This is a genomic window from Enterococcus sp. AZ009, assembly GCF_050548785.1.
GTDB classification, from domain to species: domain Bacteria; phylum Bacillota; class Bacilli; order Lactobacillales; family Enterococcaceae; genus Enterococcus_D; species Enterococcus_D entomosocium.
Genome location: NZ_CP172960.1, coordinates 2,136,599 through 2,162,366, shown reverse-complemented (window position 1 = coordinate 2,162,366; position 25,768 = coordinate 2,136,599). Strand labels below are relative to the sequence as shown.

22 protein-coding genes are annotated in these 25,768 nt (G+C 41.6%); 16 read left to right on the top strand and 6 right to left on the bottom strand.

Going from position 1 to position 25,768, the window contains the following annotated elements:
* Positions 1-23: 23 nt before the first annotated feature.
* Entirely contained in the window at positions 24-890 is an 867-nt protein-coding gene (locus IGJ74_RS10400; protein WP_005235638.1) for an aldo/keto reductase, read from the bottom strand.
* 117 nt (positions 891-1,007) lie between these two features.
* On the opposite strand from IGJ74_RS10400, the gene IGJ74_RS10395 reads away from it, so the two are divergent.
* The 11 genes from IGJ74_RS10395 to IGJ74_RS10345 all read left to right on the top strand — a co-directional run bounded on the left by IGJ74_RS10395 (position 1,008) and on the right by IGJ74_RS10345 (position 13,229).
* Positions 1,008-1,655 (top strand): hypothetical protein, encoded by a 648-nt coding sequence (locus IGJ74_RS10395; protein ID WP_005235640.1) that lies wholly within the window; start codon positions 1,008-1,010, stop codon positions 1,653-1,655.
* A 443-nt stretch (positions 1,656-2,098) separates the two neighbouring features.
* The gene (gene hemW, locus IGJ74_RS10390; RefSeq protein WP_008378119.1) at positions 2,099-3,289 is read left to right on the top strand and encodes a radical SAM family heme chaperone HemW; all 1,191 of its coding nucleotides are present in this window, start codon (positions 2,099-2,101) and stop codon (positions 3,287-3,289) included.
* 182 nt (positions 3,290-3,471) lie between these two features.
* On the top strand, positions 3,472-4,515 hold the full coding sequence (gene hrcA / locus IGJ74_RS10385; RefSeq protein ID WP_005225934.1) for a heat-inducible transcriptional repressor HrcA: 1,044 nt from the start codon (positions 3,472-3,474) through the stop codon (positions 4,513-4,515).
* A gap of 38 nt (positions 4,516-4,553) precedes the next feature.
* Positions 4,554-5,141, top strand: a complete 588-nt coding sequence (gene grpE, locus IGJ74_RS10380; RefSeq protein WP_218193078.1) for a nucleotide exchange factor GrpE — start codon at positions 4,554-4,556, stop codon at positions 5,139-5,141.
* A gap of 52 nt (positions 5,142-5,193) precedes the next feature.
* Positions 5,194-7,023 carry a molecular chaperone DnaK gene (dnaK, locus tag IGJ74_RS10375; protein WP_005235649.1) on the top strand — a complete coding sequence of 610 codons (1,830 nt, stop codon included), beginning with the start codon at positions 5,194-5,196 and terminating at the stop codon, positions 7,021-7,023.
* 126 nt (positions 7,024-7,149) lie between these two features.
* Positions 7,150-8,319: a molecular chaperone DnaJ gene (dnaJ, locus tag IGJ74_RS10370; RefSeq protein WP_005235650.1), complete on the top strand. Its 1,170-nt coding sequence runs from the start codon at positions 7,150-7,152 to the stop codon at positions 8,317-8,319.
* A 187-nt stretch (positions 8,320-8,506) separates the two neighbouring features.
* Positions 8,507-9,607 carry a glycerol dehydrogenase gene (locus IGJ74_RS10365; protein ID WP_087664081.1) on the top strand — a complete coding sequence of 367 codons (1,101 nt, stop codon included), beginning with the start codon at positions 8,507-8,509 and terminating at the stop codon, positions 9,605-9,607.
* A 406-nt stretch (positions 9,608-10,013) separates the two neighbouring features.
* Positions 10,014-10,979, top strand: a complete 966-nt coding sequence (locus tag IGJ74_RS10360; RefSeq protein ID WP_016611883.1) for a PLP-dependent cysteine synthase family protein — start codon at positions 10,014-10,016, stop codon at positions 10,977-10,979.
* Positions 10,969-12,114 (top strand): cystathionine gamma-synthase, encoded by a 1,146-nt coding sequence (locus tag IGJ74_RS10355; RefSeq protein WP_016611882.1) that lies wholly within the window; start codon positions 10,969-10,971, stop codon positions 12,112-12,114. Before IGJ74_RS10360 ends, IGJ74_RS10355 begins: the two co-directional genes overlap by 11 nt.
* 2 nt (positions 12,115-12,116) lie before the next feature.
* Positions 12,117-12,761, top strand: a complete 645-nt coding sequence (locus IGJ74_RS10350; protein WP_218193077.1) for a class I SAM-dependent methyltransferase — start codon at positions 12,117-12,119, stop codon at positions 12,759-12,761.
* Positions 12,762-12,773: 12 nt separating this feature from the next.
* Positions 12,774-13,229, top strand: a complete 456-nt coding sequence (locus tag IGJ74_RS10345) for an S-ribosylhomocysteine lyase (RefSeq protein ID WP_008382180.1) — start codon at positions 12,774-12,776, stop codon at positions 13,227-13,229.
* A gap of 95 nt (positions 13,230-13,324) precedes the next feature.
* Here the strand turns inward: IGJ74_RS10345 and IGJ74_RS10340 are convergent, their stop codons facing one another.
* The 3 genes from IGJ74_RS10340 to IGJ74_RS10330 all read right to left on the bottom strand — a co-directional run bounded on the left by IGJ74_RS10340 (position 13,325) and on the right by IGJ74_RS10330 (position 14,728).
* Positions 13,325-13,744: a hypothetical protein gene (locus IGJ74_RS10340; RefSeq protein WP_242691938.1), complete on the bottom strand. Its 420-nt coding sequence runs from the start codon at positions 13,742-13,744 to the stop codon at positions 13,325-13,327.
* Positions 13,745-13,810: 66 nt separating this feature from the next.
* Positions 13,811-14,026 carry a hypothetical protein gene (locus IGJ74_RS10335; protein ID WP_242691939.1) on the bottom strand — a complete coding sequence of 72 codons (216 nt, stop codon included), beginning with the start codon at positions 14,024-14,026 and terminating at the stop codon, positions 13,811-13,813.
* A gap of 159 nt (positions 14,027-14,185) precedes the next feature.
* The gene (locus IGJ74_RS10330; RefSeq protein WP_087664084.1) at positions 14,186-14,728 is read right to left on the bottom strand and encodes a hypothetical protein; all 543 of its coding nucleotides are present in this window, start codon (positions 14,726-14,728) and stop codon (positions 14,186-14,188) included.
* A gap of 390 nt (positions 14,729-15,118) precedes the next feature.
* Here IGJ74_RS10330 and IGJ74_RS10325 point away from each other — a divergent pair, with 390 nt between their 5' ends.
* Positions 15,119-15,358 (top strand): hypothetical protein, encoded by a 240-nt coding sequence (locus IGJ74_RS10325; protein WP_008382185.1) that lies wholly within the window; start codon positions 15,119-15,121, stop codon positions 15,356-15,358.
* Positions 15,359-15,409: 51 nt separating this feature from the next.
* Here the strand turns inward: IGJ74_RS10325 and IGJ74_RS10320 are convergent, their stop codons facing one another.
* Both IGJ74_RS10320 and IGJ74_RS10315 read right to left on the bottom strand, forming a co-directional pair.
* Positions 15,410-16,147: an amino acid ABC transporter ATP-binding protein gene (locus IGJ74_RS10320; protein ID WP_005235668.1), complete on the bottom strand. Its 738-nt coding sequence runs from the start codon at positions 16,145-16,147 to the stop codon at positions 15,410-15,412.
* A gap of 1 nt (position 16,148) precedes the next feature.
* Positions 16,149-18,302, bottom strand: a complete 2,154-nt coding sequence (locus IGJ74_RS10315; RefSeq protein ID WP_034872683.1) for an amino acid ABC transporter substrate-binding protein/permease — start codon at positions 18,300-18,302, stop codon at positions 16,149-16,151.
* A 270-nt stretch (positions 18,303-18,572) separates the two neighbouring features.
* On the opposite strand from IGJ74_RS10315, the gene uvrB reads away from it, so the two are divergent.
* The 4 genes from uvrB to IGJ74_RS10295 all read left to right on the top strand — a co-directional run bounded on the left by uvrB (position 18,573) and on the right by IGJ74_RS10295 (position 25,670).
* Positions 18,573-20,564, top strand: coding sequence for an excinuclease ABC subunit UvrB (gene uvrB, locus IGJ74_RS10310; RefSeq protein ID WP_008382187.1), 1,992 nt, complete (start codon positions 18,573-18,575; stop codon positions 20,562-20,564).
* Positions 20,565-20,577: 13 nt separating this feature from the next.
* Positions 20,578-23,394 (top strand): excinuclease ABC subunit UvrA, encoded by a 2,817-nt coding sequence (gene uvrA / locus IGJ74_RS10305; RefSeq protein WP_016611875.1) that lies wholly within the window; start codon positions 20,578-20,580, stop codon positions 23,392-23,394.
* 308 nt (positions 23,395-23,702) lie between these two features.
* On the top strand, positions 23,703-24,956 hold the full coding sequence (locus IGJ74_RS10300; RefSeq protein WP_016611874.1) for a hypothetical protein: 1,254 nt from the start codon (positions 23,703-23,705) through the stop codon (positions 24,954-24,956).
* A gap of 3 nt (positions 24,957-24,959) precedes the next feature.
* Complete coding sequence (locus IGJ74_RS10295) at positions 24,960-25,670, top strand: amino acid racemase (RefSeq protein ID WP_005235674.1); 711 nt, start codon at positions 24,960-24,962, stop codon at positions 25,668-25,670.
* Positions 25,671-25,768: the final 98 nt, after the last annotated feature.

Below are 25,768 nucleotides of genomic sequence, written 5' to 3'. Positions count from 1 at the left end.
TTTTCAATTAAACGCAAGTATTCTTAAGCTTGCAACTCATCCAATTTCTTCATGTCTTCTTCAGAAATTTCAAAGTCAACTTTGGCATTGTCAGCAATGTATTCTTCATGAACGGATTTTGGCAATGGCAGAATGTCTTTTTGTAGCAAGTAACGAATTGAAAGTTGTGGAATAGATTTTCCATAGGCTTCAGCAATCGTCTTCACTGCATCGTTATCGAGTAAACGACCAGTAGCGATTGGTGAATAGCCTTCCACTAAAATTTCGTGCGCTTTGCAAAATGTCAATAGTTCTTCATTTGTGCGGCCAATATGGTAAATAAACTGGTTGACCATCGGTTTCACATCGCAATGATCAAAAATATTTTGCAAATCTTTTTGATCGAAGTTGGAAACACCAATCGATTTTACTTTTCCACTTAAGTAGGCTTCTTCTAATGCTTTCCAAACATCGATGTTTTCAAGATAAAAATCTTTGTTTTCTGGATTGTTTCCCATGATTTTCCAAGGACGAGGGGCATGGATCAAAATCAAATCGATATACCCTAAGTCAAGTTTTTTTAGAGAAGCATCAATGCTATCAACCGCTTCTTGGTAGGTCTTTAACTCAGCAGGTACTTTCGTGGTAACAAAAATTTCATCGCGGGCAACGCCTGAATCGCGCACAGCTTTCCCAACCGCTTCTTCGTTTTTGTAAGCTGCCGCTGTATCGACATGTCGATAACCATTTTGAATGGCAAATTTTGTTGCGTTGTAAGCATCTTCTGGAGAAGATTGCCAGGTTCCAAGGCCAATCTTAGGAATTGCCAGTTTGTTCTGCAAGGTAAATGTTTCTTGTAATATCACGTATCTCAACCTACTTTCATCGCTTTTTTTTGTTACATCTTCCATTATAAAACGTTTTCTTGTTTGAAACAAATCAGACGCTGAAACTTTTGAGGGAAATTGACTTTCAAAAGGATCTTTGATACATTATCAGCAACCTAAACACAGAAAGATGTGGAAAAAATGGATTTTGTTAAAGAAGATTTTGCCTATTATCGGCGCTCTTTTGAATTGATGTATCGCAGTTATTTCCGTAGAAGAATGATTGCCCTTGGTGTGGCGATTTTGATTATCTTAGGTTATTTACTTTTGTTACAAGAAAGTTTGCTTTTAAATATCATTTTGCTAGTTATATTGCTAGGCATAATGGCGTGGTTGGTTTCACTTTATCAGCGAGCGAGTGAGGTCGTACTTGCTTTCGAAGAAGAAAATCAGGTGCCGCAAATTCATCAACTGACAGAATTTGAGGATCATTATGCGTTCCAAATGAATGATGGAACAACGATGCGCGTGAAGAAAAACGGCAATCGCAACTTTCCTTCCAATAATAAGCAGTACACGTTGATGGCAGGCTATAAAAAAGTTTTCTTTGTGCAACAACCCTTGATGATTTTTTATTATGACCTCTTGGAGATGAAGTATGATGAAGCGTATCGTTTGAAACGAAACCGCCAAAACGGGTTCAATCGTTGGTCGCGTTATTTCAGTTTTCGCTCCTTTAAGGGATCGATTGGCAATGTCTTTCAATTCTTGCTGGGAAATATTTTCTTCTTATTTATTGCGTATCGGTTGATCCGCTATCTGATCGATATTTTGCTGCACATTTTATAACTGTTACCAAGGTGAAGATTCTCATCGTTTTCATAGACTGGTGAAAAAGATGATAGGACTTAATTTTTTTAAAAAGGTATACTTAAGTCAGATAAGACAAGCAATTGTCTTTCATGAATAAGAGTCCTGCTCTTGTTAAGTAAGCCGTCAACAACAGCTTATCTATTGTGGCGCTAACAGTTTGGGGGAAGTGTTAGTTCTTGTAACAAACAGATTTTTTTCTGGGCGGGATAAGAACAAAAGCGGTATTTTACCGTACTTAATAAGAGTAGTGCTCTTTATTTTTTCTATGAATATTTAAAGACATCACTTCTTGGAAGTGGTGTTTTTTCTTGCTTAAAAATAGTCCAAGTGATAGGAGAATTCTAAGAACTATGCTACAATGAGTGCCGGTGCTCTCAGCGGTGGGAGCAAAAAAGAAGGTAGAGGAGAATTACTTAGGAATGCCTGAAGGTCAAACAATAAACGATCCATCTACAAAAAGCGCGCAAAATATTTCTGCGTATATACATATACCTTTCTGTGAACATATCTGCTACTACTGTGACTTCAACAAAGTGTTTTTAGAAGGGCAGCCAGTGGATGAGTACATCGAAGCGTTACTAAAAGAAATTGAGCTGACCCTCTTGCGTCAGCCTCTCAATGAGGCGAAAACGATTTATATCGGCGGCGGGACGCCAACGTCGCTTTCGGCGAACCAACTGGATCGATTGCTTTCAGGTGTGCATGAATTGCTGCCAACACACACAACCAAAGAGTTTACAGTGGAAGCAAATCCTGGTGATTTGAGTGAAGAAAAAATGCTGGTTTTGAAAAATCATCAAGTCAATCGCTTGTCGATGGGGGTCCAGACCTTTGACAATCGCTTGCTTAAAAAAATTGGCCGCAAGCATACCGCTGAAGATGTTTATTCAACTATTCAGCTGCTGGAAAAACATGATTTTCAGAATGTGACGATCGATTTGATTTATGCACTTCCGGGACAAAGCATAGAAAGCTTCCGTGATACACTGACGCGAGCGATTGATCTCGGGTTGCCTCACTATGCGATGTATTCTTTGATTTTAGAAAACAAAACCATGTTTATGAACTGGGTTCGCCAAGGGAGAATGGCACTGCCTTCTCAAGAAGCTGAAACGCAGATGTTTGATGAGGCGATCGCCGCGATGACAAAAGCTGGATTGAACCAATATGAAATCAGTAATTTTGCACGACCAGGGTATGAGTCCTTACATAATCTAGTGTATTGGAACAATGAACATTATTTTGGCTTTGGGGCAGGCGCCAGCGGGTATCTTGGACAGACTCGCTATAAGAACAAAGGTCCAATCCAGCATTATTTGAAACCATTACAGGAAAATCAGTTGCCAATCCACGAAATCGAAGAATTGACAACCAGCAATCAAATGGAAGAGGAACTGTTTTTAGGCCTTCGTAAAAAGGTCGGCATTTCAAAAATACAGTTTGCAGAAAAATTCGGGAAGTCTTTTCAGGAAATCTATGGTTCAACGAGCGAACAGTTGATTCAAAAAGGCTGGTTGGCTAGTCAAGGTGACCGTGTCTTTTTAACGAAAGCTGGGATGTTTATTGGCAACGAAGTGTTTGAAGCATTTCTCTTGGATGGAGAAAAATAAGAAAGAACGAGTAAGAGAAGTAGCCATTTCGTGCTGCTTCTTTTTTTGATTTCTTTTTTAGCACTCTCTTAGAAAGAGTGCTAAAAAAGTGATGCAAATACTTGACATTCCTAGCAAATATGGTATATTTATAATCGTGTTAGCACTTAATAGGAATGAGTGCTAACGGAGGAGTGGATAAAATGTTGACACCTAGACAACAAATGATTTTACACCTCATCATCCAAAATTATACGAATACTGGTCAGCCCACGGGCTCGAAGCGATTGATGGAAGATGGGGTTGAAGCTAGCTCTGCCACCATTCGTAATGAGATGAAGGCGCTGGAAGAAGCTGGACTTCTGTTAAAGACACATTCATCTTCAGGGCGTGTGCCGTCAATAAAAGGGTATCGCTATTACGTTGATCACTTATTGAAGCCATCGGAAGTTGACCAAAACGAAATTCAAACCATTCGTCATTCTTTTGGAAAAGATTTTCATGAAATCAATGAAATCATCCAGCAGTCTGCCACGATCTTGTCCAACTTGACTAGCTATACAGCGTTGTCTCTCGGGCCAGATATGAAGGAAAGGAAATTGACCGGTTTTCGAATCGTCCCATTGAATGCACGACAGATCATCGCGATCATCGTGACGGATAAAGGGAATGTCGAAAATCAAGTCTTTACTCTTCCTGAATCGATGAGCAGCGAAGATTTGGAAAAAATGGTAAGGATCATCAACGACAAATTGATCGGTGAGCCTCTAATGACGGTCTACCATCGTTTAAGAACAGAGATTCCTATGATTCTGCATAAGTATTTTCAAACGACTGACGGAATCGTTGATCTCTTTGATACGATGCTGAGCCACATTTTTGAAGAAAAAATCTTCGTCGGCGGGCGAATGAATCTTCTGGATTTTGAACCGACGCAAGATGTTAGTCAGTTCAAATCGATGTATTCATTTATGAAAAATGCAGATCAGCTGACACAGCTGCTGGCGCCAAGAGATTCTGCGATTCAAATCAGAATCGGCTCTGAGCTTGGTAATGACTTGTTACAAAATATGAGTTTGATCCAAGCTAGCTATGAAATCGAAGGTCATGGACAAGGAACGATCGCTTTATTAGGTCCATCAAGTATGCCGTATTCACGGATGTTTGGTTTGATGGAAGTTTTTCGAGGCGAGTTAGCAAAAAAATTGGCCGATTATTATCGCGCATTAGACGCTGCCAATGAATAAGCGGCAATGAAACAAATCGTAGAAGGGATGGTTGAAACGTGACGGAAAAAGAAGAGCGTTTAGATGAAGAATTAGATAATTCTGCTGAAGAAACCGCAGAAACAACTGAATCTTCAAATGAATCAACTGAAACTGAAGCACAGACTCCTCAACCAGAGGAAGAAGCAGTGGAAAAAAGCGAATTGGAACTTTTGCAAGAAAAGAATAATGAATTGGAAGATCAATTCCTGCGTGCTCGTGCAGAGATCGCAAATATCACTTCACGTAACCGCAACGAGCGGGAACTTTTACAAAAATACCGCTCGCAAGATCTTGGCAAAAAACTGTTGCCAGCAATCGACAATTTGGAACGAGCGATGGCAGCAGATGTCGATCAAGACCAAGCGGCGAATTTGAAAAAAGGCGTTGAAATGGTTCTTGAAAGTCTGCGTCAAGCCTTAAAAGAAGAGGGAATCGAAGAGATTCCTGCTGAAGGTGCAATGTTCGATCCGAACTTGCATCAAGCGGTGCAGACTGTACCTGCCTCTGATGAAACACCGGCAGACACAATCGTTACTGTCTTGCAAAAAGGGTATAAATTGCATGATCGTGTCTTGCGTGCAAGCATGGTCATCGTTGCACAATAGTTCTTTCTATCTATAAGTAGATGTTTAAATTAAAAAAGGGAGTGTATTACTTATGAGTAAAATTATCGGTATCGACTTAGGAACAACAAACTCAGCTGTTGCTGTCCTTGAAGGCGGCGAAGCAAAAATCATTACGAATCCAGAAGGAAACCGTACCACACCTTCTGTTGTCTCATTCAAAAATGGTGAGATCCAAGTAGGGGAAGTTGCAAAACGCCAAGCAGTGACAAATCCTAATACGATTTCTTCTATTAAACGCCATATGGGTGAAGCTGGATACAAAGTAGAAGTTGAAGGCAAATCGTATACACCACAAGAAGTTTCCGCAATGGTTCTTCAATACATCAAAGGATTTGCTGAAGACTATTTAGGGGAAAAAGTTGAAAAAGCAGTCATCACTGTTCCTGCATACTTCAACGATGCACAACGTCAAGCAACCAAAGATGCTGGTAAAATTGCCGGTCTTGAAGTAGAACGGATCGTCAATGAACCAACTGCCGCAGCTTTAGCTTATGGGTTAGATAAAACAGATAAAGATGAAAAAATCTTGGTCTTTGACTTAGGTGGCGGTACTTTCGACGTATCGATCCTTGAATTAGGTGATGGCGTCTTTGACGTATTATCAACTGCTGGGGACAACAACCTAGGTGGGGATGACTTTGATAACAAAATCATCGATCACATGGTAGCAGAATTCAAAAAAGAAAACGGCATTGATCTTGGAAAAGACAAAATGGCTTTGCAACGTTTGAAAGATGCTGCTGAAAAAGCGAAAAAAGACTTGTCAGGTGTAACAAGTACACAAATCAGCTTACCGTTTATCACAGCTGGCGATGCTGGTCCATTGCACTTGGAAATGACCTTGACTCGTGCGAAATTTGATGAATTAACAGCAGACTTAGTAGAACGTACAAAAATTCCAGTACGTCAAGCTTTGAAAGATGCTGGTCTATCACAATCAGAAATCGACGAAGTGATCTTAGTTGGTGGTTCAACTCGTATTCCGGCAGTAGTTGATGCTGTACGTAAAGAAACCAATAAAGAACCAAACAAATCAGTAAACCCAGATGAAGTGGTAGCGATGGGGGCTGCGATCCAAGGTGGCGTGATCACTGGGGATGTGAAAGATGTTGTCTTACTAGACGTTACACCATTATCATTAGGTATCGAAACGATGGGTGCTGTCTTCACAAAACTGATCGATCGTAACACAACGATCCCTACAAGTAAATCACAAGTCTTCTCAACTGCAGCAGACAATCAACCAGCCGTTGATATCCATGTCTTGCAAGGGGAACGTCCAATGGCTGCTGATAACAAAACATTAGGAAGATTCCAATTGACGGATATTCCACCAGCACCTCGTGGCATCCCTCAAATCGAAGTAACATTTGATATCGATAAAAATGGGATCGTTAATGTTTCTGCAAAAGATTTAGGTACACAAAAAGAACAAAAAATCACGATCAAATCATCTTCAGGTTTATCAGATGAAGAAATCGAACGCATGGTAAAAGATGCTGAAGCAAATGCTGAAGCCGACAAACAGCGCAAAGAAGAAGTTGATCTACGCAATGACGTCGATGCATTGTTGTTCACTGTTGATAAAACATTGAAAGAGCTTGAAGGCAAAGTGGATGCAGACGAAGTCAAAAAAGCGGAAGAAGCTCGTGATGAGTTGAAAGCTGCGGTTGAAGCAAACAACTTAGAAGAAATGAAAACGAAACGTGATGCTTTGAATGAAATCGTACAAAACTTAACCGTTAAATTATACGAACAAGCAGCACAACAACAAGCACAAGAAAATCCAGAAGCTGCACAAGGCGGCGCAGACGATGTGGTTGACGCCGACTTTGAAGAAGTAGACGGTGACGATAAATAATCGCTGTTTGTGAAAAAGCCAAAGTCACCGCTTTGGCTTTTTCTTATGAATTTGCGAAACGTATTTTTCTAGAGCGAATTATATGCTAAAATACGAGAGACGCAAGAATAGAGTGGAGGGAAGCCAATGGCAGACAAAAGAGATTATTATGAGGTCTTAGGTCTACAAAAAGGGGCTTCGGATGACGAAATCAAAAAAGCTTATCGTAAGCTTTCAAAACAATATCATCCAGACATCAATAAAGAACCTGATGCAGAAGCAAAGTTTAAAGAGATTTCTGAGGCCTATGAAATATTAAGTGATTCCCAAAAAAGAGCTGCTTATGACCAGTATGGTCATGCTGGTACCGATCCGAACTACGGAGGCGGTTATGGCGGTGGATTCGGCGGCTTTAACAGTGGCGGATTCTCCGGTGGCGGTTTTGGTGGATTTGAAGACATTTTCGAATCGTTTTTTGGTGGTGGAGGCGGCAGAGCAGCCAATCCTAATGCACCTCGACAAGGAGCAGACTTGCAATATGCGGTTGATCTTTCCTTTGAAGAAGCGATTTTCGGAGTGGAAAAAACTGTTCAATACAATCGTGAAGAAACCTGTCATACCTGCGGCGGGAACGGGGCAAAACCAGGTACTTCACCAGAAACCTGTCATAAATGTCATGGTGCAGGTACTATCAATGTTGAACGTCAAACACCGCTTGGTCGTGTAATGAGCCGTCAAACCTGTGATGTTTGTCATGGAACTGGGAAAGAAATCAAAGAACCATGTACAACCTGTCATGGTACTGGCCATGAAAAGAAAAAACATAATGTAAAAGTCAACGTGCCTGCAGGTGTCGAAGATGGACAACAAATGCGTTTATCTGGCCAAGGGGAAGCTGGAACCAATGGTGGTCCTTATGGGGACCTATACGTTGTTTTCCGTGTGGAAGAAAGTGATATTTTTGATCGTGACGGTTCAGAGATTTATTACGAGTTGCCGTTGAACTTTGTCCAAGCAGCTTTAGGAGATGAGGTCAATGTGCCAACCGTTCACGGGAATGTGAAGTTAAAAATCCCAGCTGGGACCCAAACAGGTACGAACTTCCGCTTACGCGGTAAAGGAGCACCTCGCTTACGGGGAGGCGGCAATGGCGATCAACAAGTCAAAGTGAAGCTGATCACACCTAAGAACTTAAATGAGGAACAAAAAGAAGCATTGCGGGCTTATGCAAAAGCTAGTGGTCATGAAACCACCGAACAACAACCAGAAGGGTTTTTTGATAAAATGAAAGATGCTTTTGGTGGGAAAAAGAAATAACAAGTAAATAATCCAATTCATGCCCTTATAAAACCATCAGTTTTATAAGGGCATGAGTGTTTGTATGGCTATAAATGTGCAGTATGTGCGAGAATCGAATCTTCTTGGCCATCTTTTTTTCTTTTCCTTTGAAATCGCTTGCTTAGTGTGTCACAATAAAAGTAGACCAATTGAAGGAGGAGATACAATGGAAAGAATATTTGCGAGTCCGTCACGATACGTTCAAGGAAAAGGAGTATTGAAGGATGGTTTATCTCACATTAAAGATCTAGGAAAGAAAGTGCTGCTTTTGACCGATGAAACAGTTTGGAAAATTGCCGGGGAAGATTTATTTGAAAATCTCAAAGCGGCTGATTTAGGTCCGGTAAAAGAAATTTTTGGTGGAGAAGCTTCTGCAAATGAAATCGATCGTATCGTCTCTAAAGCCAAAAGCGAATCCATTGAAGTAATTGCTGCATTAGGTGGCGGGAAAACCATCGATACTGGGAAAGCTGTTGCGGATGAATTAAACATACCGATTGCTGTTTTGCCAACGATCGCTTCTACTGATGCACCAACTTCGGCACTTTCTGTTATTTATACAGATGAAGGTCGCTTTGAAAAATATCGTTTTTACAACAAAAACCCTGAACTTGTCTTAGTGGATACAGCCGTTATTGCGAAAGCGCCTGCCAAATTACTTGCAGCGGGTATTGCGGATGCACTAGCAACCTATGTCGAAGCACGCGCCGTTGCCCGAAGCCATAGTAAGAATATGGTGGGTGGTATTCAACCAATTGCCGGCATGGCAATCGCTGAAAAATGCGAAGAGATTCTTTTTGAGAATGCACTGAAAGCCTATCAAGCAAATAAAAAACAAGTCGTTACCGAAGCTTTTGAACAAATCGTGGAAGCCAACACTCTGTTAAGTGGTTTAGGCTTTGAAAGTGCTGGTTTGGCAGCAGCTCATGCGATCCATAATGGCTTGACAGCCCTTGAAGGAGACGTCCATGATTTGACTCATGGGGAGAAAGTTGCTTACGGGACACTTACACAATTGATGCTGGAAAACGCGGATCCTGATGAAATTGACCAATATATTGAGTTGTATCAGGCGTTGGAATTACCAACGACATTAGCTGAAATGCATCTTTCTGATGTTAGCGATGCAGAGCTTATGAAAGTCGGTAAACAAGCAACCATCGAAGGGGAGACGATTCACAATATGCCGTTCACGGTATCCGCAGAAGATGTTGTAGCCGCGATCAAAGCCGTGGATGCCTATGTGACTGCTTATTATCCTCTTTAATGTTATTTTATAAACGTTCATTGATCGATACTTGTTGATTAAAAAAAATATTTGACAAAAAAAAAGAGTCGTGCTATTTTGATAACAAGCAAATTAAAGGAGGGAACAAGACATGACGAACTTCAACACACAAACTACCTGTTGTTGTTGTATGGTGCAAAAAGCAGCATACCCATTTGTCATGCCTATTATTAGTTCCTTTGTCGCAGCAGATCGCTGATTTTTTTAGTGATTCGCTTCTATCCGGATAAGACGACATTTTTTTGGGGTACTGATGTAATAGTCAGTACCCCTTTTTGTTTGCTTTTTTTTACCGCTTTCAATGGCGACGGCTGATGATTGCAAGCCAAAATAGGTATATGAAGCTTACAAGTTTTGCCTAAAAATCTGAATAAGGAGTCAAACGATGATCGTTAAAAATGTAAAAGAATTGATAGGGCATACCCCGCTCTTTGAATTTGATGCCGCAGCTTTAGGCGGAAAAAAGGGAAGTAAAATCTATGCGAAACTTGAATATTTAAATCCTGGTGGCAGCATTAAGGACCGCTTAGGAAAGTACTTGATCGATGAGGCATTTCGAGAGCGTACAATCAATCATGAGACAACAGTAATTGAACCGACAGCCGGAAATACCGGGATTGGCTTAGCTATTGCCGGGATCGAGCATGGACTAAAAATGATTTTTGTTATTCCGGAGAAATTCAGCATTGAAAAGCAGCAATTGATTGAAGCATTAGGCGCAACTATCGTTCATACACCAACGGAAGCTGGCATTCAAGGGGCAATCGAAAAAGCAAAGGAATTAGCAAAAGGACAGCCGAATAGTTTTATGCCATTGCAGTTTCATAATCAGAACAATCCCGCAGCCTATCAAGCAACATTGGGGCCTGAGATCTATCAGGAATTACATGGAAAAATTGACAGCTTTGTTGCAGGCGCTGGCAGTGGTGGTACTTTTGCGGGTGTCGCGACGTACTTAAAGAAGCAAAAATCAAGCACTCGTCTTGCTGTTGTTGAACCGGAAGGATCAATCTTGAACGGCGGTCCTGCCCATGGCCACGAGATTGAAGGGATCGGTGTTGAGTTCATTCCACAATTTTTTGACGATTTGCTTATTGATAACATTTATACGATAAGTGATGCCGAAGGCTTTGCCTTTACTCGTTACTTGGCAAGAAACTATGGTCTGCTTGTTGGAAGTTCAAGTGGAGCCGTGATGGCAGCATCAGTAAAAGAAAGCCTCGAATTACCAACCGGAAGCTCGATCGCCACAGTCTTTCCCGATGGTGGCGACCGCTATCTATCAAAAAAGATTTATGCTGGCGAATCAGCAATCACACCATTCATAGGAGGAACAAACAATGCATTTTAATACAAAAGTAATTCACGGCGGTATCAGCGAAGACGAACTCACCGGTGCAGTCAGTGTGCCAATCTACCAAACATCTACCTATCGGCAAAATGCTCTAGGTCAGCCAAAGCAATATGAATACAGTCGTTCAGGCAACCCAACTCGTTTTGCCTTAGAAGAATTGATTGCGGATCTTGAAGAAGGCGCTCAAGGGTTTGCTTTTGCCTCTGGATTAGCAGCCACCCATGCGATCTTCACGCTTTTTCAGACAGGAGATCATGTCATTTTAGGAGATGACGTTTATGGGGGGACATTTCGTTTGCTTCATCAAGTATTAGAAAAAAGTGGGTTGACTTATTCACTTGTCAAAACCGATGATTTAGTTGCTATTGAAACAGCAATTCTTCCGGAGACCAAAGCGATTTTTCTGGAAACACCGACGAACCCGCTGTTAAAAATCACGGATATCAAATCGGTTGCGAGACTAGCTGCCCAGCACGATCTCTTGACGATCGTGGATAATACCTTTGCGACGCCATATTTTCAAAAGCCGCTACAATTAGGCGCAGATATTGTGATTCACAGTGCTACCAAGTATCTCGGTGGACACAGTGATGTAGTAGCTGGATTAGCGGTTGCCAAAGAGCCGCTAATCGCCGAAAGAATTGCCTTTTTACAAAACGCTATTGGCGGTGTATTGGGGCCTCATGATAGCTGGTTGATCCAACGAAGCATCAAAACACTTGCTTTGCGGATGAAAGCACATCAAAACAATGCGATGAAAATTGCCCACTACTTACAAGCACATCAAGCTGTCGTAAAGGTCTATTATCCAGGATTGATTGACCATGAAGGTCATGAGATCGCCAAATCACAGATGTCTGGGTATAGCGGTATGATATCTTTTGAACTAAACGATGAATCGAAAACAGCAGAATTTGTTGAATCATTAAAGATTTTTACTTTAGCAGAAAGCTTAGGTGGCGTGGAAAGCTTGGTAGAAGTGCCAGCCGTGATGACCCATGCCTCGATCCCTAAAGAAATTCGTGAGCAATCTGGGATCAAAGATGGCTTGATTCGGTTGTCGGTGGGCATCGAAGACGGTGAGGATCTGCAGGCAGATTTAGAGCAAGCGTTTGAAAAGGCAGGTAGCTAGTGATGGGGAGAGAGTTTATTCCAATTTTTTCTGACTGGGCAGCTGAGTACGATGAAACAGTTGCAGGTAAGGATGAAGAATATCGAGCGGTTTTTTTCAAATATGAACAGTTACTCGCTGAAATAGCTGAAAAAGCAGGGCAGTCTGTGGTAGAATTTGGTAGTGGCACTGGAAATCTAACACAAGCTCTGCTTGATCAAGGAAAAAACGTGCTGGCAATCGAGCCATCGCCAGAGATGCGGCGGATCGCCAAGTCAAAACCCAGTCTTTCTAAAGTGACTTTTGTAGATGGTGATATGGAGATTTTTCCTGAAATCACGGATGTAATCGATACGATCGTTTCTACCTATGTTTTTCATCATCTTACGGAGGACGAAAAACAACGGGCAATCGGCAAATATGCGGCGATGCTGCCAAAAGGCGGGAAAGTGCTTTTCGGGGATACGATGTTTCTTTCCCTAGCCCGAAAAATGGAGCTAATCGATGAAGCGCGGCAAGCTGGACACCAGCGACTAGCCGCTGATCTGCAACGGGAGTACTATCCAGTTACTGCGGATATCGAACGATATTTTCGCCAACATGGGTTTACCAGTCGTTTTAAGCAAATCAATGAGTATGTTTGGCTTGTGGAAGCACAAAAAGAGTAGGAGAGAAGTACAATGAAAATGAATGTTGAAAGCTTTAATTTGGATCATACGAAAGTCAAAGCACCTTATGTACGGGTTGCCGATAAAAAACAAGGAACAAATGATACCATCATCAAATATGATGTTCGTTTGAAGCAGCCGAACCAAGCACATATGGATATGGCAAGTCTGCATTCTTTAGAACATTTGACGGCAGAGTTGATTCGTAATCATGCAGATTATATCGTGGATTGGTCACCCATGGGATGCCAAACCGGCTTCTATCTGACTGTCTTGAATCATGACGATTATGAAGAGATTTTGACAGTCCTAGAAAAAACCATGAAGGATGTTTTGCAAGCAACTGAAGTACCTGCCAGCAATGAAGTGCAATGCGGTTGGGCGGCGAACCATACCTTAGAAGGTGCGCAAAAATTAGCGCAAGAATTTCTTGATGAACGTGACAATTGGTCGACCGTTTTTGCCTAAACAAAATAGAAGTAGAAAAAAGGTGCCTGCGTTTGTATTCGCGGACGCTTTTTTTGTTAATCCCGCAAAGAGAGGGGGGATTCACTATTTTTCATTTATGGTTCTACCGCTTGGACGGTGATGCCGACTCCATTCGGATTGTAGGTATGACTAATGTAAAACTCAAATCCTTCATGAACAAAGAAAAGTCTCCGAATGGCGCTAACGTCCCTGATGTGAGCATCTAAACCATACTGTACGATCAATGTCTCTTTGATCTCCTCAACATCAGCCTCTTTCTCGAATTGTGAGAAATCAATACCGAAAAATTCTGGAACATCAACCAATGTGATTTTCGCTAATCTTTCATCACCAGAATCATCAAAGTCAAAATCAAAGCTGATTTTGGACAGTTTATCCCGTGAACCTAAAGGCACTCTTTTTGTCTCGAGAGCGCTGCTATCAACCATCATTGATAACAAATCAATGGCTGAATCAGGTAAGCGAGTGGTTACTTTTCTTACTTCATCAACCATTGCTCCTTGATCGGGAGAAAAAACTTTTCTAGTCTCTTCTGTGACGATCACATTTTCGCGGCGCCGCTATCGGTTGATGGCACTGCGCTCTTGGTTTACCCGATCACTACGTTTGATGAGATCGAGGCCAAGATCGCTGATGGACTCAGGGGAAGGTCTTTCTTCCAGTAAAGCAGTTAAGTAATCGATCTCTAAAAACTGCTCGTAGGCAGCTGCCGGCTGGTTTTCGCTGTAGAAGAGGGCAGCGCCAAGCAAAAAACAACTGATACCCAAAGAAAGCAAAAGGCTTCTTCTGCTATGCTCCCGGATTTTTTTTCTAAGTCGACTCAGTTTCATTTGATCCTTCAACTCCCAAGTTTTTTAGATGACTTCTGATAAAAGTGGTGATTGAATTTCATCCTGCGTTTTACCAATATCAGTCACGTGAGATCGCTTAATGGATTACTTAATTTCTGTTTCAGAAAACTGATCATGCCAGGCCACATCAGAAACGATTCGGTTAATAAGAGTGACAATGATTGCTTCACCATCGGAATTGATCCAGGCATTGGATTCCACACCTACGACTGCTAGTCGCCAAGAAGGAAGGCCACCCATGATTTCAAGAACTTGATCGCAAGACATTCCTATTTGCAGTTGATGGAGCAAGTCTTTGTTGACTGTTCGATTCCACCGTCGCGGCAGCCCGATCTGCAATTGTTCACAATACGAAAATTGAGGGGCAGCTGTTTCGGTACTGCTCTGAGTTTGTGCAACGTCATCAGAAGAAGGAGTTGTTTCTGATGCGGGTTCTGATGCATGGTTCTCAGTTCTGGAAGAAGAAGCTCTGGTTTCTGAATCAGCTGACAAAGATTGAGAAGACGACGTTGCTTCTGGTGAAAAACTGCTTTTGGTGTTGTCATCCATGATTTCGTCAATCAAGGTACAGCCAGTGAGAAAGAGGGAGAGTATCATTAGTGGGAAAAATAAAATGATGGTTTTCATAAGATAGGTTCCTCCAAAATGATTTTCTTGGCCTTCCTTTGTTATTTTAATGTTGGTTTTTTATTAGGAAAACCCCGTCATTTGCTATAAAATAAAAAAGAAAAATGTTTGTATACCTATTTTGGTTTGGAGGGAGTGTTGTTTAATAAGTGTAACATGTTGCTTCTGATCTGGCTACTTGATTTCAAATGTCCTTTCATGGTTTTAGTAAAATTAGTATCTGCAGCTTACGATGGTGAAAAGGAAATGCTATAATAGATTTAACTACTCAATAAAAATTTGCTATTTTAAAGGTGAACCCTGTTTACTCTTACCAGGTCAACAGGAACCAGCATACCGGTTGCTAAGAATTTATGTAAGGATTCATAACAAGGAGAGGAGGGAATGAAGATGAGCATCTTAAAGCAGTGGCAAGCAAAACATCAAGCGAAAAAAGAAGCGAAAAAACAAGCGTTACGTTTAAAAAATGCGCAACTTCGTGCAGCAGGGAAAGAGCCATTGAAGGGTTGGGGAAAGATGGTTGATACTGGCGTCGGAGGGGCGAACAAAGCCAACCCTATCGATACAAAAGTTTTTTTAGGTGAAAATCAAAAGCGGATTTCAGAAGAAACCAAACGAAAAAATCAATAAAAAAAAGACCTCTGCAACAGTCCGAGAAAAGAGCTGTTGCAGAGGTTTTTTTTAGATATTCAATACTTTGTCTAAGAAATCTTTCGTACGATCGTGCTTAGGGTTGGAAAAGATTTGCTCAGGTGTACCGTCTTCCAAGAAATTACCGCCATCAATAAACATCACACGGTTTGCTACTTCTTTGGCAAAGCCCATCTCATGAGTAACGATTACCATGGTCATTCCTTGTTTTGCCAAATCCTTCATAACATTGAGTACATCCCCAACCATTTCGGGATCGAGTGCGGAGGTTGGTTCATCGAACAGCATCACATCGGGATTCATGGCTAAGGCTCTAGCAATCGCCACCCGTTGTTTTTGTCCTCCAGATAGATTGTCAGGGTACATGTCTTTTTTATCAGCCAGACCTACCGTCTCTAATAAACGAATCGCGTTTTGTTCCGCTTCTTGCCGAGAAGCATTTTTTAGATCCATCGGGGCTAGAATGATGTTTTCTAAAACTGACAAGTGAGGGAAGAGATTGAAATGCTGAAACACCATGCCGATATGTTGACGAACAGCATTGATATTGGTGTTTTTATCCATCAGATGTGCGCCGTCAACGATAATATCGCCGCTGGTTGGTTCTTCTAAGCGGTTCAAACAGCGTAAGAACGTCGATTTCCCAGATCCTGAAGGACCGATCACACAAACGACTTCTCCTTCAGCGATTGAAACATTGATATTGTTCAATACGGTATTGTCGCCGTATTTTTTTACAAGATTTTCAACTAAGATTTTTTCTTTCATGCTATTTCACCTTCTTTTCTAAAACTTTTGCAAGTTTCGTTAAAGCTGTGATCACGACTAAATAAATAATCGCGATGATCAAGTAGACATAGGTACTTTGTGTGGTTCGGGCAACGATGATTTTCCCAGTTTGCAATAATTCTACGACTCCGATAACCGAGATGATCGTTGTATCTTTCAACGAGATAACGAATTGGTTAACGAAAGAAGGAATCATGATTTTGATCGCTTGCGGTAAAATGATTTTCTGCATTGTCCGAGTGTAGGTCATCCCCAAACTACGAGAGGCTTCCATCTGACCTTTTGGCACCGCGTTGATCCCACCACGGACGATCTCAGCGATGTAGGCACTGGCATTTAAGGTCAATGTAATGACCCCGGCTGCAAAGTCCGGAATCGTGATACCAATCGCATCGGAGAGGCCGAAGAAGATGAAGAAAGCCAATACCATCATAGGAATACCACGAATGATATCAACATAGATCCCTGCAAAAACCCGCAATGCTTTGATTGGAGCAACACTAAATAGTCCAAAAATGATTCCGATCACTAATGCTAAGGCAAAAGAAATCAATGCTAGTAAAAGGGTATTCCATAATCCTTTTAATAAGACGTTATAGTTGTTGCTGATCAAACCAGTGATCGTTGATTCATCCACTCGTTTTTCTGTGGCAGATCCATCTTCAATGTATTTATTGATGATTTGATCGTACTCCCCAGTCCGTTTCATTTCTTTCAATGCTTCATTGAACATTTGGATCAGTTCAGGATTTTGGCCTTTTTTCACCGCAAAACCGTACTGACCACCAGATTCTTTTTCAATCGGTGTCACTAGTTTTTGACCTTGGCTGATGGCATAACCAATCACTGGATAATCATCCATCATGGCATCAATTTGTCCGCCGTTAACAGCCGCATATAATTGATCGGCAGCATCATAATATTTGATCGAATAGCCATATTTCTCTTCGTTGGCGATCAAGAAGTCTGCACTTTCTGTCCCAACTTTTGCACCGACGGTTTTTCCATCTAAATCTTCATAGGATTTGATGGAATCATTGCCTTCTTTTACAGCAATCTGAATACCACTTTCAAAGTAAGAATCAGAGAAGTCGTAGGATTGACGACGCTCATCAGTGATTGTCATCCCAGCGATCATCCCATCTGCTTGGTTACCATCCAACGCTTGCAAAGCTCCGGAAAAACCGATGAAATTGAATTCGATGTTGAACCCTTGCAATTCTGCCGCCCGGTTCATTAAATCAACATCGATCCCTACATACTCATTGTCTTCATTTTGGAATTCAAATGGAGCGAAGGCTGAGTCACTGGCAATTCGGTAAACATCTTTCTTTGGTTCGACTTTCACCATTTCACTAGTGCCTGCATCTGTATCAGACGTTGTGATGTAAGTATTGACGATTTCGTCGTATTTGCCGGAAGCTTTCATATTGGCTAAACCAGCATTGAATTTTTCAAGTAGTTCTTTGTTTTGGCCTTTTCTGACGGCAAATCCGTAAGAAGCGCCTTTTTCAGGTTCGCCGACAAGTTTCATCGGTTCGCCATTGTTGATAGCATAGCCAAGCACTGGATAATCATCAAAAGCGGCTGCCACAGTACCATTGCGTACAGCGCCATATAGTCCAGTAGCGTCATCATATAATTTGATGTCGTAGCCATATTGGTCTTTATTGCTTTCTAGAAAGCGGGCACTTTCGGTACCAACCTTTGCACCGACCGTTTCGCCTTCAAGATCCTCGTAGCTAGTAATACTGTCATTGTCAGCAGCTACCGCCATTTGAATCCCACTATCGAAATAAGGATCTGAGAAATCAAAGGTTTCTTTACGTTCCTCTGTGATACTCATCCCAGCGATCATGCCATCTAACTGATTTGATTGCACGCCTTGAATGGATGCGTCAAAACCTAAAGGACGTAAATCAACTGCAAAACCTTGATCTTCTGCGATCGCATTTAATAAATCTATATCGATCCCAACGTATTCATTATTTTCATTTTGGAATTCGAAAGGAGCAAATGTTAAATCTGTTCCTATCTTATACGTAGTTTCCTCCGCACTTGCTGACTTTACTGAGAGCGTAAAAATGCTGATAATCAGCGCGATTAAAGCGAAGGACATGTGTTTTCTTTTCAAGAAAATTCCCCCTTTAGATATAACGTATTTATAGATTATATGGATTTTTTCTTCAACACACAAGTCTTTCTCTTTAAAAATATGACAAAATCGTTTAAACCTCACATTAGATGTTAGAAAATCAAACATGTTAAGTTATGCTTAATCGCATGAAACTTTCATAGCAAATGATGGCGAAAGTATGTTCGCTATGATATACTTATTTATGGAAAAGCGGCAGCGAGTTTTTCTTTTTTTGTTGTCGTTTAGAATAATCGAGGGGGAATGAAGATGATCGAAAGAACAACTTCCCATGAATTTGACTTAGTATCAAAATATCAACCAGCTGGGGATCAACCAGAAGCGATCCATCAATTGGTTGACGGGGTGGTCGGTGGAAAAAAAGCACAGATTTTGTTGGGAGCCACTGGGACCGGTAAGACTTATACGATTTCTAATCTAATCAAAGAAGTCAATAAACCGACATTGATCATTGCCCATAATAAAACATTGGCTGGACAATTATATGGCGAGTTCAAGGACTTCTTTCCAAATAATGCAGTCGAGTATTTTGTCAGTTACTATGATTACTATCAACCAGAAGCGTATGTTCCTTCCAGTGATACATACATCGAAAAAGACTCCAGTGTCAACGATGAAATCGATAAGCTCCGTCACTCGGCGACAAGTTCTTTATTAGAGAGAAACGATGTGATCGTTGTAGCTTCTGTCTCTTGTATTTTCGGTTTAGGTTCGCCGATCGAGTATGCAAGACAAGTTGTTTCTTTACGAGTAGGGATGGAAAAGTCTCGGGATCAACTATTAAAAGAATTGATCGAGATCCAATTTGAACGAAACGACATCGATTTTCAACGGGGGCGTTTTCGCGTGCGCGGCGATGTTGTGGAGATTTTCCCAGCTTCTCGTGATGAGCGAGCGTTACGCATTGAGTTTTTTGGCGATGAAATCGATCGGATTCGTGAAGTTGATGCCTTGACGGGCGAGATCATGAGTGACACCGAACATGTGTCGATCTTTCCGGCAACCCACTTTGTGACCAATGAAGACCATATGGAACATGCGATCGCTTCAATCCAAAGTGAACTCGATGAACGACTGAAAGTTTTGCGAGCAGAAAATAAGCTGCTGGAAGCACAGCGTTTAGAGCAGCGAACCAACTATGATATTGAAATGATGCGAGAAATGGGGTATACCTCAGGGATCGAAAACTACTCTCGCCACATGGATGGACGAAAAGAAGGGGAACCGCCTTATACGTTATTGGATTTCTTCCCAGATGATTTTCTATTAGTAATCGATGAATCACACGTAACGATGCCCCAAGTTCGTGGGATGTATAATGGTGACCGTGCTAGAAAACAAATGTTAGTGGATTATGGCTTCCGTTTGCCTTCTGCACTGGACAACCGTCCGTTACGCTTGGAAGAATTTGAGAAACATGTCAATCAAATCGTCTATGTGTCAGCAACACCTGGCCCCTATGAATACGATCAAACCGATACCGTCGTTCAACAAATCATTCGACCAACTGGTCTGTTAGATCCGGTGATCGAAGTACGACCGATCATGGGTCAAATTGACGACCTCGTGGGAGAAATCAATGAGCGAGTCGAGCGAAATGAACGGGTCTTTGTGACGACCTTGACGAAAAAAATGTCTGAAGATTTGACGGATTACTTCAAAGAATTAGGGATCAAAGTCAAATACTTGCACAGTGACATCAAAACATTGGAACGAACAGAGATCATTCGAGACCTGCGCCTCGGTGAATTTGATGTACTGGTCGGAATCAACTTACTGCGAGAAGGGTTAGACGTGCCGGAAGTTTCTCTGGTTGCGATTCTTGATGCCGATAAGGAAGGCTTCCTGCGCAGCGAACGCTCATTAGTCCAAACCATTGGACGGGCAGCCCGAAACTCTGAAGGAAAAGTAATCATGTACGCTGATAAAATGACTGATTCGATGCAGCGAGCGATCGATGAAACGGCGCGACGCCGAAGTATCCAAGAAGCCTACAACGAAGAACATGGGATCGTACCGAAAACCATTATTAAAGAAATTCGCGATCTGATCGCGATCACAAAAGTGGCAGAAGAGACCGGTGAATACACCACGACTTCTTATGAAGAACTGAGTCGTGAGGAAAAAGCAACCTTGTTGCTGAAGCTAGAAAAAGAGATGAAAGATGCTGCGAAAGCATTGGATTTTGAAACGGCTGCTACCTTAAGAGATACTATTCTTGAGCTAAAAGCTGCTGATTAGAAGGAGAAACACTATGGCAAATGATAAAATCGTGATCCATGGGGCACGGGCCCATAATTTAAAAAATATCGATGTGACGATTCCCAGAGACCAACTCGTTGTTGTTACTGGTCTTTCGGGTTCAGGGAAAAGCTCCTTAGCTTTTGATACGTTGTATGCCGAAGGACAACGCCGATATGTAGAAAGTCTATCGGCGTATGCCCGTCAGTTTTTAGGTCAAATGGATAAACCAGACGTAGATAGCATTGATGGACTTAGTCCAGCGATTTCTATCGATCAAAAAACCACCAGCAAGAACCCGCGATCAACAGTAGGGACGGTTACTGAGATCAATGATTATCTGCGGCTTCTTTACGCTAGAATCGGTCACCCGATTTGTCCAAATGATCACATCGAGATCACAAGTCAGTCGGTTGAGCAAATGGTGGATGAAGTTTTGGTATTACCAGAACGTACCAAGATCCAATTGTTGGCACCGATCGTTTATCAAAAGAAAGGGCAGCACAAAAAAGTCTTCGAACGTATCCAAAGAGAAGGCTATGTAAGGATGCGCGTAGACGGTGAAGTCTATGATGTTTCTGAAGCGCCTGAATTAGAAAAAAATAAAAAGCACGATATTGCCATCATCATCGACCGAATTGTTGTGAAGGAAGGCATACGTTCACGCCTGTTTGATTCTTTTGAAGCGGCATTACGGTTAGCGGACGGCTATGCGGTAGTCGATGTGATCGGCCAAAAAGAAATGCTCTTCAGTGAACATTATTCTTGTCCTTATTGCGGTTTTACGGTTGGAGAATTAGAACCACGCCTCTTTTCATTCAACGCGCCTTTTGGTGCTTGTCCAGACTGTGATGGTCTTGGCGTGAAGCTAGAAGTCGATGTCGACTTAGTGATTCCCGATCAAAGCAAAACGTTGCGTGAAGGCGCACTATTGCCATGGAATCCAATCAGTTCACAATATTATCCGCAAATGCTGGAACAAGCCTGTCAAGAATTCAATATCGATATGGACACACCATTTGAAGAATTGCCAGAAGAACACAGAGATATTATCTTGAATGGTTCGAATGGGGAGATGTTCCATTTCCATTATGAGAATGATTTTGGTGGGGTGCGTGATGTTGAGGTCGCTTTTGAAGGGATCTTACCAAATATCAAACGCCGTTATCATGAAACCAACTCTGATTTTACCCGTGATCAAATGCGTTTGTATATGACAGAGTTGACTTGTAAAACCTGTCATGGCTATCGCTTGAACCCTCAAGCGCTGTGTGTGCAAGTCAATGGGAAGCATATTGGTGAAATGAGTGAGATGGCGATCAACAATGCCTTGAACTTTGTCGAAGAATTGAAACTAACGGAACAAGAGCAAATGATTGCACGTCCGATCGTGAAAGAAGTCGATGATCGTTTAAGCTTCTTAAAAAATGTCGGATTGGACTATTTGACCTTGAGTCGTGCGTCAGGCACACTCTCTGGTGGGGAAGCGCAACGAATTCGCTTGGCAACACAAATCGGCTCCAATTTGTCTGGGGTGCTTTACATTCTTGATGAGCCATCGATCGGTCTTCACCAACGAGACAATGATCGCTTGCTAGATTCATTGCGGAAAATGCGTGATCTCGGGAATACCCTGATTGTCGTTGAGCATGACGAAGACACGATGCGGGCAGCAGACTACTTGATCGATGTCGGTCCGGGTGCAGGACATGCAGGTGGCGAGATCGTCGCTGCAGGCACTCCCGATGAAGTCGCTGCCAATGAGTCTTCTTTAACAGGTCAATACTTATCTGGAAAACGAGAAATCCCAACACCGACGGAACGCCGCAAAGGCAATGGTGAAAAGATTCGTGTGTCCGGTGCCTCTGAGAATAACTTGAAAAACATTTCGGTCGATTTTCCATTAGGAAAGTTCGTCGCAGTTACAGGGGTCTCTGGCTCTGGTAAATCAACATTAGTCAATGAAATTTTGAAAAAAGCCTTGGCGCAAAAAATCAATCGGAATTCGAACAAACCTGGCCGCTTTAAAACCATTACTGGTTATGAAGCTATTGAGAAATTGATCGATATCGATCAGAGCCCGATTGGTCGGACACCTCGAAGCAATCCGGCAACGTATACCAGTGTCTTTGATGACATTCGTGATTTATTTGCTAAAACCAATGAGGCGAAAGTCCGTGGTTATAAAAAAGGCCGCTTTAGTTTTAATGTAAAAGGTGGACGCTGTGAAGCATGTAAAGGGGACGGAATCATCAAGATCGAGATGCACTTCTTACCTGATGTCTACGTACCTTGTGAGGTTTGTCATGGCAAACGTTATAACTCAGAAACGTTAGAAGTTCATTACAAAGGAAAAAATATTTCGGAAATCTTAGATATGACCGTGGAAGATGCAGTGGAATTTTTCCAACATATTCCCAAAATCCATCGAAAATTGCAAACGATCGTCGATGTCGGTTTAGGTTATGTCACTATGGGACAACCAGCGACTACTTTGTCTGGTGGGGAAGCGCAACGGATGAAGCTTGCCAGTGAACTGCACAAAAATTCCAATGGCAAGAGTTTTTATATCTTAGATGAACCGACGACTGGTCTGCATACGGATGATATTGCCCGTTTGTTGAAAGTTTTGGAACGATTTGTCGACGCTGGCAACACCGTTTTAGTGATCGAACACAACTTGGATGTCATCAAATCAGCGGACCATGTGATTGACCTAGGTCCAGAAGGTGGCGAAGGCGGTGGGACGATCATTGCAACTGGTACACCAGAAGAAATTGCTGCGGTTTCAGACAGCTACACCGGTCATTATTTGAAAAAAGTCCTTTAAGCAGATGAAAAAGCACTCACTTTTTCACTTGTCTGTCAATAGGTTTCACTAAAGTTTAAGGAAGCGTGAAATATCTGCAAATTTCATGATAAGGGCTTGAAATCAAAATTTTATTTGTTAGAATAGCAATAGGTATACGTATATTCGCATTGAATAAACTGCCTATAAGTTCTATCCGTTCAAAGTGGGAGAAAGCAATCAAAGATAGATACTTTGATTGCTTTTTTCTTTGTGGTATTATAATGCTATTGTAATTAAACGAAACGAGAGAGGTCGTTTTTCGTATTCAAAAGAGAGAGTGATTTTTGATGAGTCAGGAAAATTTTCTTCCCATATTATTAGGAAGCGATATGAATGTTTATGGTATGGCCAGAGCGTTCCACGAAGCATATGGTATTCAATCAGTTGCCTATGCAGGCGCCGAACTTGCGCCAACCCGCTTTAGTAAAATTGTAAAAATCAATCAAGTGGAAGGTTTTGACCATGATCCCGGATTCACTGAAACGTTGATCAAGTTAGGAAAAAATACTTACAACGATCCTGCGATGAAATATTTGTTGATTCCTTGCGGCGATGGTTATGCGGAACTGTTGGCGAAGCATAAAGAAGAATTGGCGCCCTATTATACCTTTATCGCTAACGATTATTCTTTACTAAAACGGTTGATCAACAAAGTAAGCTTTTACGAAGTCTGCGAGGAATATGGCTTGCCTTATCCTAAGACCTTCATTTTAACGCCTGAACTGTTGACGGAAGGAACGTTCAAAGGAGAGCTGCCTTTTGATTTTCCTGTGGCATTGAAACCGGCAAATAGTGTAGCATGGCTGTCAGTTGATTTTGAAGGACGCAAAAAAGCCTTTATTATTGATAATCGAATAGAATTTGAAGAAATCGTTTCTCGCATTTATCAAGCGGGTTATCAATATGAAATGATCGTCCAAGATTTTATTCCCGGTGATGACAGCAACATGCGGGTTTTAAATGCCTATGTTGATGAGAATCACGAAGTTCGCGTGATGGGCTTAGGTCATCCTTTACTAGAAGACCCAACCCCTGGAGCTGTTGGGAATTACGTAGTGATCATTCCAGACGAAAATGATCAAATTTATCAAATGATCCGTAAGTTTTTAAAAGAGATCGAGTATGTTGGATTTGCCAATTTTGACTTGAAATATGATGCGCGAGACGGGCAATATAAACTATTTGAAATCAACTTGCGTCAAGGAAGAAGCAGTTTCTTTATTACCTTAAGCGGATTGAATTTGGCAAAGTTTATCACTGAAGATTTAGTCTTCGAAAAACCTTATACAGAAACGGTTTATGGCAAAGCTGACGCGCCAGAAGCGAAATTATGGCTAGGGGTACCAAAAAACATCTTCTTGACTTATGCAAAAGAAAATCCTGCGAAAGAACGAGCAAAAAAATTATTAGCAGAAAATCGCTGGGGAACGACCGTCTTTTATAAAGAAGACTTATCTCTGAAGCGTTGGATTCTGTTAAAGAGAATGTTCCATCTATACAACAAACGATTCAAAACGTATTTCCATACGAAAGAAGGCTAGAAGATGGAGAATTTTTTTAGTATTTTAGGCGGCATGGGAACGTTAGCGACGGAAAGTTTCGTCCGCATTTTAAACCGACGGACACAGACCCATAAAGACCAAGATTACTTGAACTATGTTTTATTCAATCATGCGACAGTACCGGATCGGACGGCATATATTTTAGACAATACGTTAGAAAACCCTGTTCCTTATTTAATGGACGACATCGAAAAACAAAATTTATTAAAGCCAAATTTTATTGTGTTGACTTGTAACACAGCGCATTATTTTTTTGATGAGTTGCAAGCGGCTACTGAGATTGAGATTTTGCATATGCCTCGTGAGGCAGCGAAAGTCGTTTTTGAAAAAGGCGTCACTGGAAAAGTGGCCTTTCTTGGGACAGAAGGCAGTGTCAAAGCCGGCATCTATGAGAAAGAATTGCGCCAGTTGGGACTTGATGTCTATCTCCCAGAGCCAGCGATCCAAAAAAAGGTCAATACATTGATCTATGATCGAATCAAAGAAAATGATCATCTGGATCAAGAACTTTACTTTGAGATACTGGAAGAAGTCACCGAACGCATCGGCTGTGAAAGCGTAGTACTTGGATGTACCGAGTTATCCTTGATGGATGAATTTGTGACTGACAATCCTTATCCAGTCGTGGATGCGCAATCCATTTTAGTTGATCGGACGATTGAAAAAGCATTGGCAAATCGCCAAGCAATCTAAAGCTGATAGCGACGTTAGCGGCATTTTTTGAGCTAACGTCTTTTTTTATGCCGGTGTTCCAATGATACGCCCGGCATGATATAATAGAGTTGTTTCAG

Coding starts and splice junctions, on each gene's coding strand:
- IGJ74_RS10300 (WP_016611874.1), top strand. CDS start 23,703: ATGAGTCAGGAAAATTTTCTTCCCATATTATTAGGAAGCGATATGAAT.
- IGJ74_RS10330 (WP_087664084.1), bottom strand. CDS start 14,728: ATGAAAACCATCATTTTATTTTTCCCACTAATGATACTCTCCCTCTTT.
- hrcA (WP_005225934.1), top strand. CDS start 3,472: ATGTTGACACCTAGACAACAAATGATTTTACACCTCATCATCCAAAAT.
- dnaK (WP_005235649.1), top strand. CDS start 5,194: ATGAGTAAAATTATCGGTATCGACTTAGGAACAACAAACTCAGCTGTT.
- IGJ74_RS10345 (WP_008382180.1), top strand. CDS start 12,774: ATGAAAATGAATGTTGAAAGCTTTAATTTGGATCATACGAAAGTCAAA.
- IGJ74_RS10400 (WP_005235638.1), bottom strand. CDS start 890: ATGGAAGATGTAACAAAAAAAAGCGATGAAAGTAGGTTGAGATACGTG.
- IGJ74_RS10360 (WP_016611883.1), top strand. CDS start 10,014: ATGATCGTTAAAAATGTAAAAGAATTGATAGGGCATACCCCGCTCTTT.
- IGJ74_RS10395 (WP_005235640.1), top strand. CDS start 1,008: ATGGATTTTGTTAAAGAAGATTTTGCCTATTATCGGCGCTCTTTTGAA.
- IGJ74_RS10320 (WP_005235668.1), bottom strand. CDS start 16,147: ATGAAAGAAAAAATCTTAGTTGAAAATCTTGTAAAAAAATACGGCGAC.
- IGJ74_RS10340 (WP_242691938.1), bottom strand. CDS start 13,744: ATGGTTGATGAAGTAAGAAAAGTAACCACTCGCTTACCTGATTCAGCC.
- uvrB (WP_008382187.1), top strand. CDS start 18,573: ATGATCGAAAGAACAACTTCCCATGAATTTGACTTAGTATCAAAATAT.
- hemW (WP_008378119.1), top strand. CDS start 2,099: ATGCCTGAAGGTCAAACAATAAACGATCCATCTACAAAAAGCGCGCAA.
- IGJ74_RS10365 (WP_087664081.1), top strand. CDS start 8,507: ATGGAAAGAATATTTGCGAGTCCGTCACGATACGTTCAAGGAAAAGGA.
- uvrA (WP_016611875.1), top strand. CDS start 20,578: ATGGCAAATGATAAAATCGTGATCCATGGGGCACGGGCCCATAATTTA.
- IGJ74_RS10295 (WP_005235674.1), top strand. CDS start 24,960: ATGGAGAATTTTTTTAGTATTTTAGGCGGCATGGGAACGTTAGCGACG.
- IGJ74_RS10350 (WP_218193077.1), top strand. CDS start 12,117: ATGGGGAGAGAGTTTATTCCAATTTTTTCTGACTGGGCAGCTGAGTAC.
- IGJ74_RS10325 (WP_008382185.1), top strand. CDS start 15,119: ATGAGCATCTTAAAGCAGTGGCAAGCAAAACATCAAGCGAAAAAAGAA.
- IGJ74_RS10355 (WP_016611882.1), top strand. CDS start 10,969: ATGCATTTTAATACAAAAGTAATTCACGGCGGTATCAGCGAAGACGAA.
- dnaJ (WP_005235650.1), top strand. CDS start 7,150: ATGGCAGACAAAAGAGATTATTATGAGGTCTTAGGTCTACAAAAAGGG.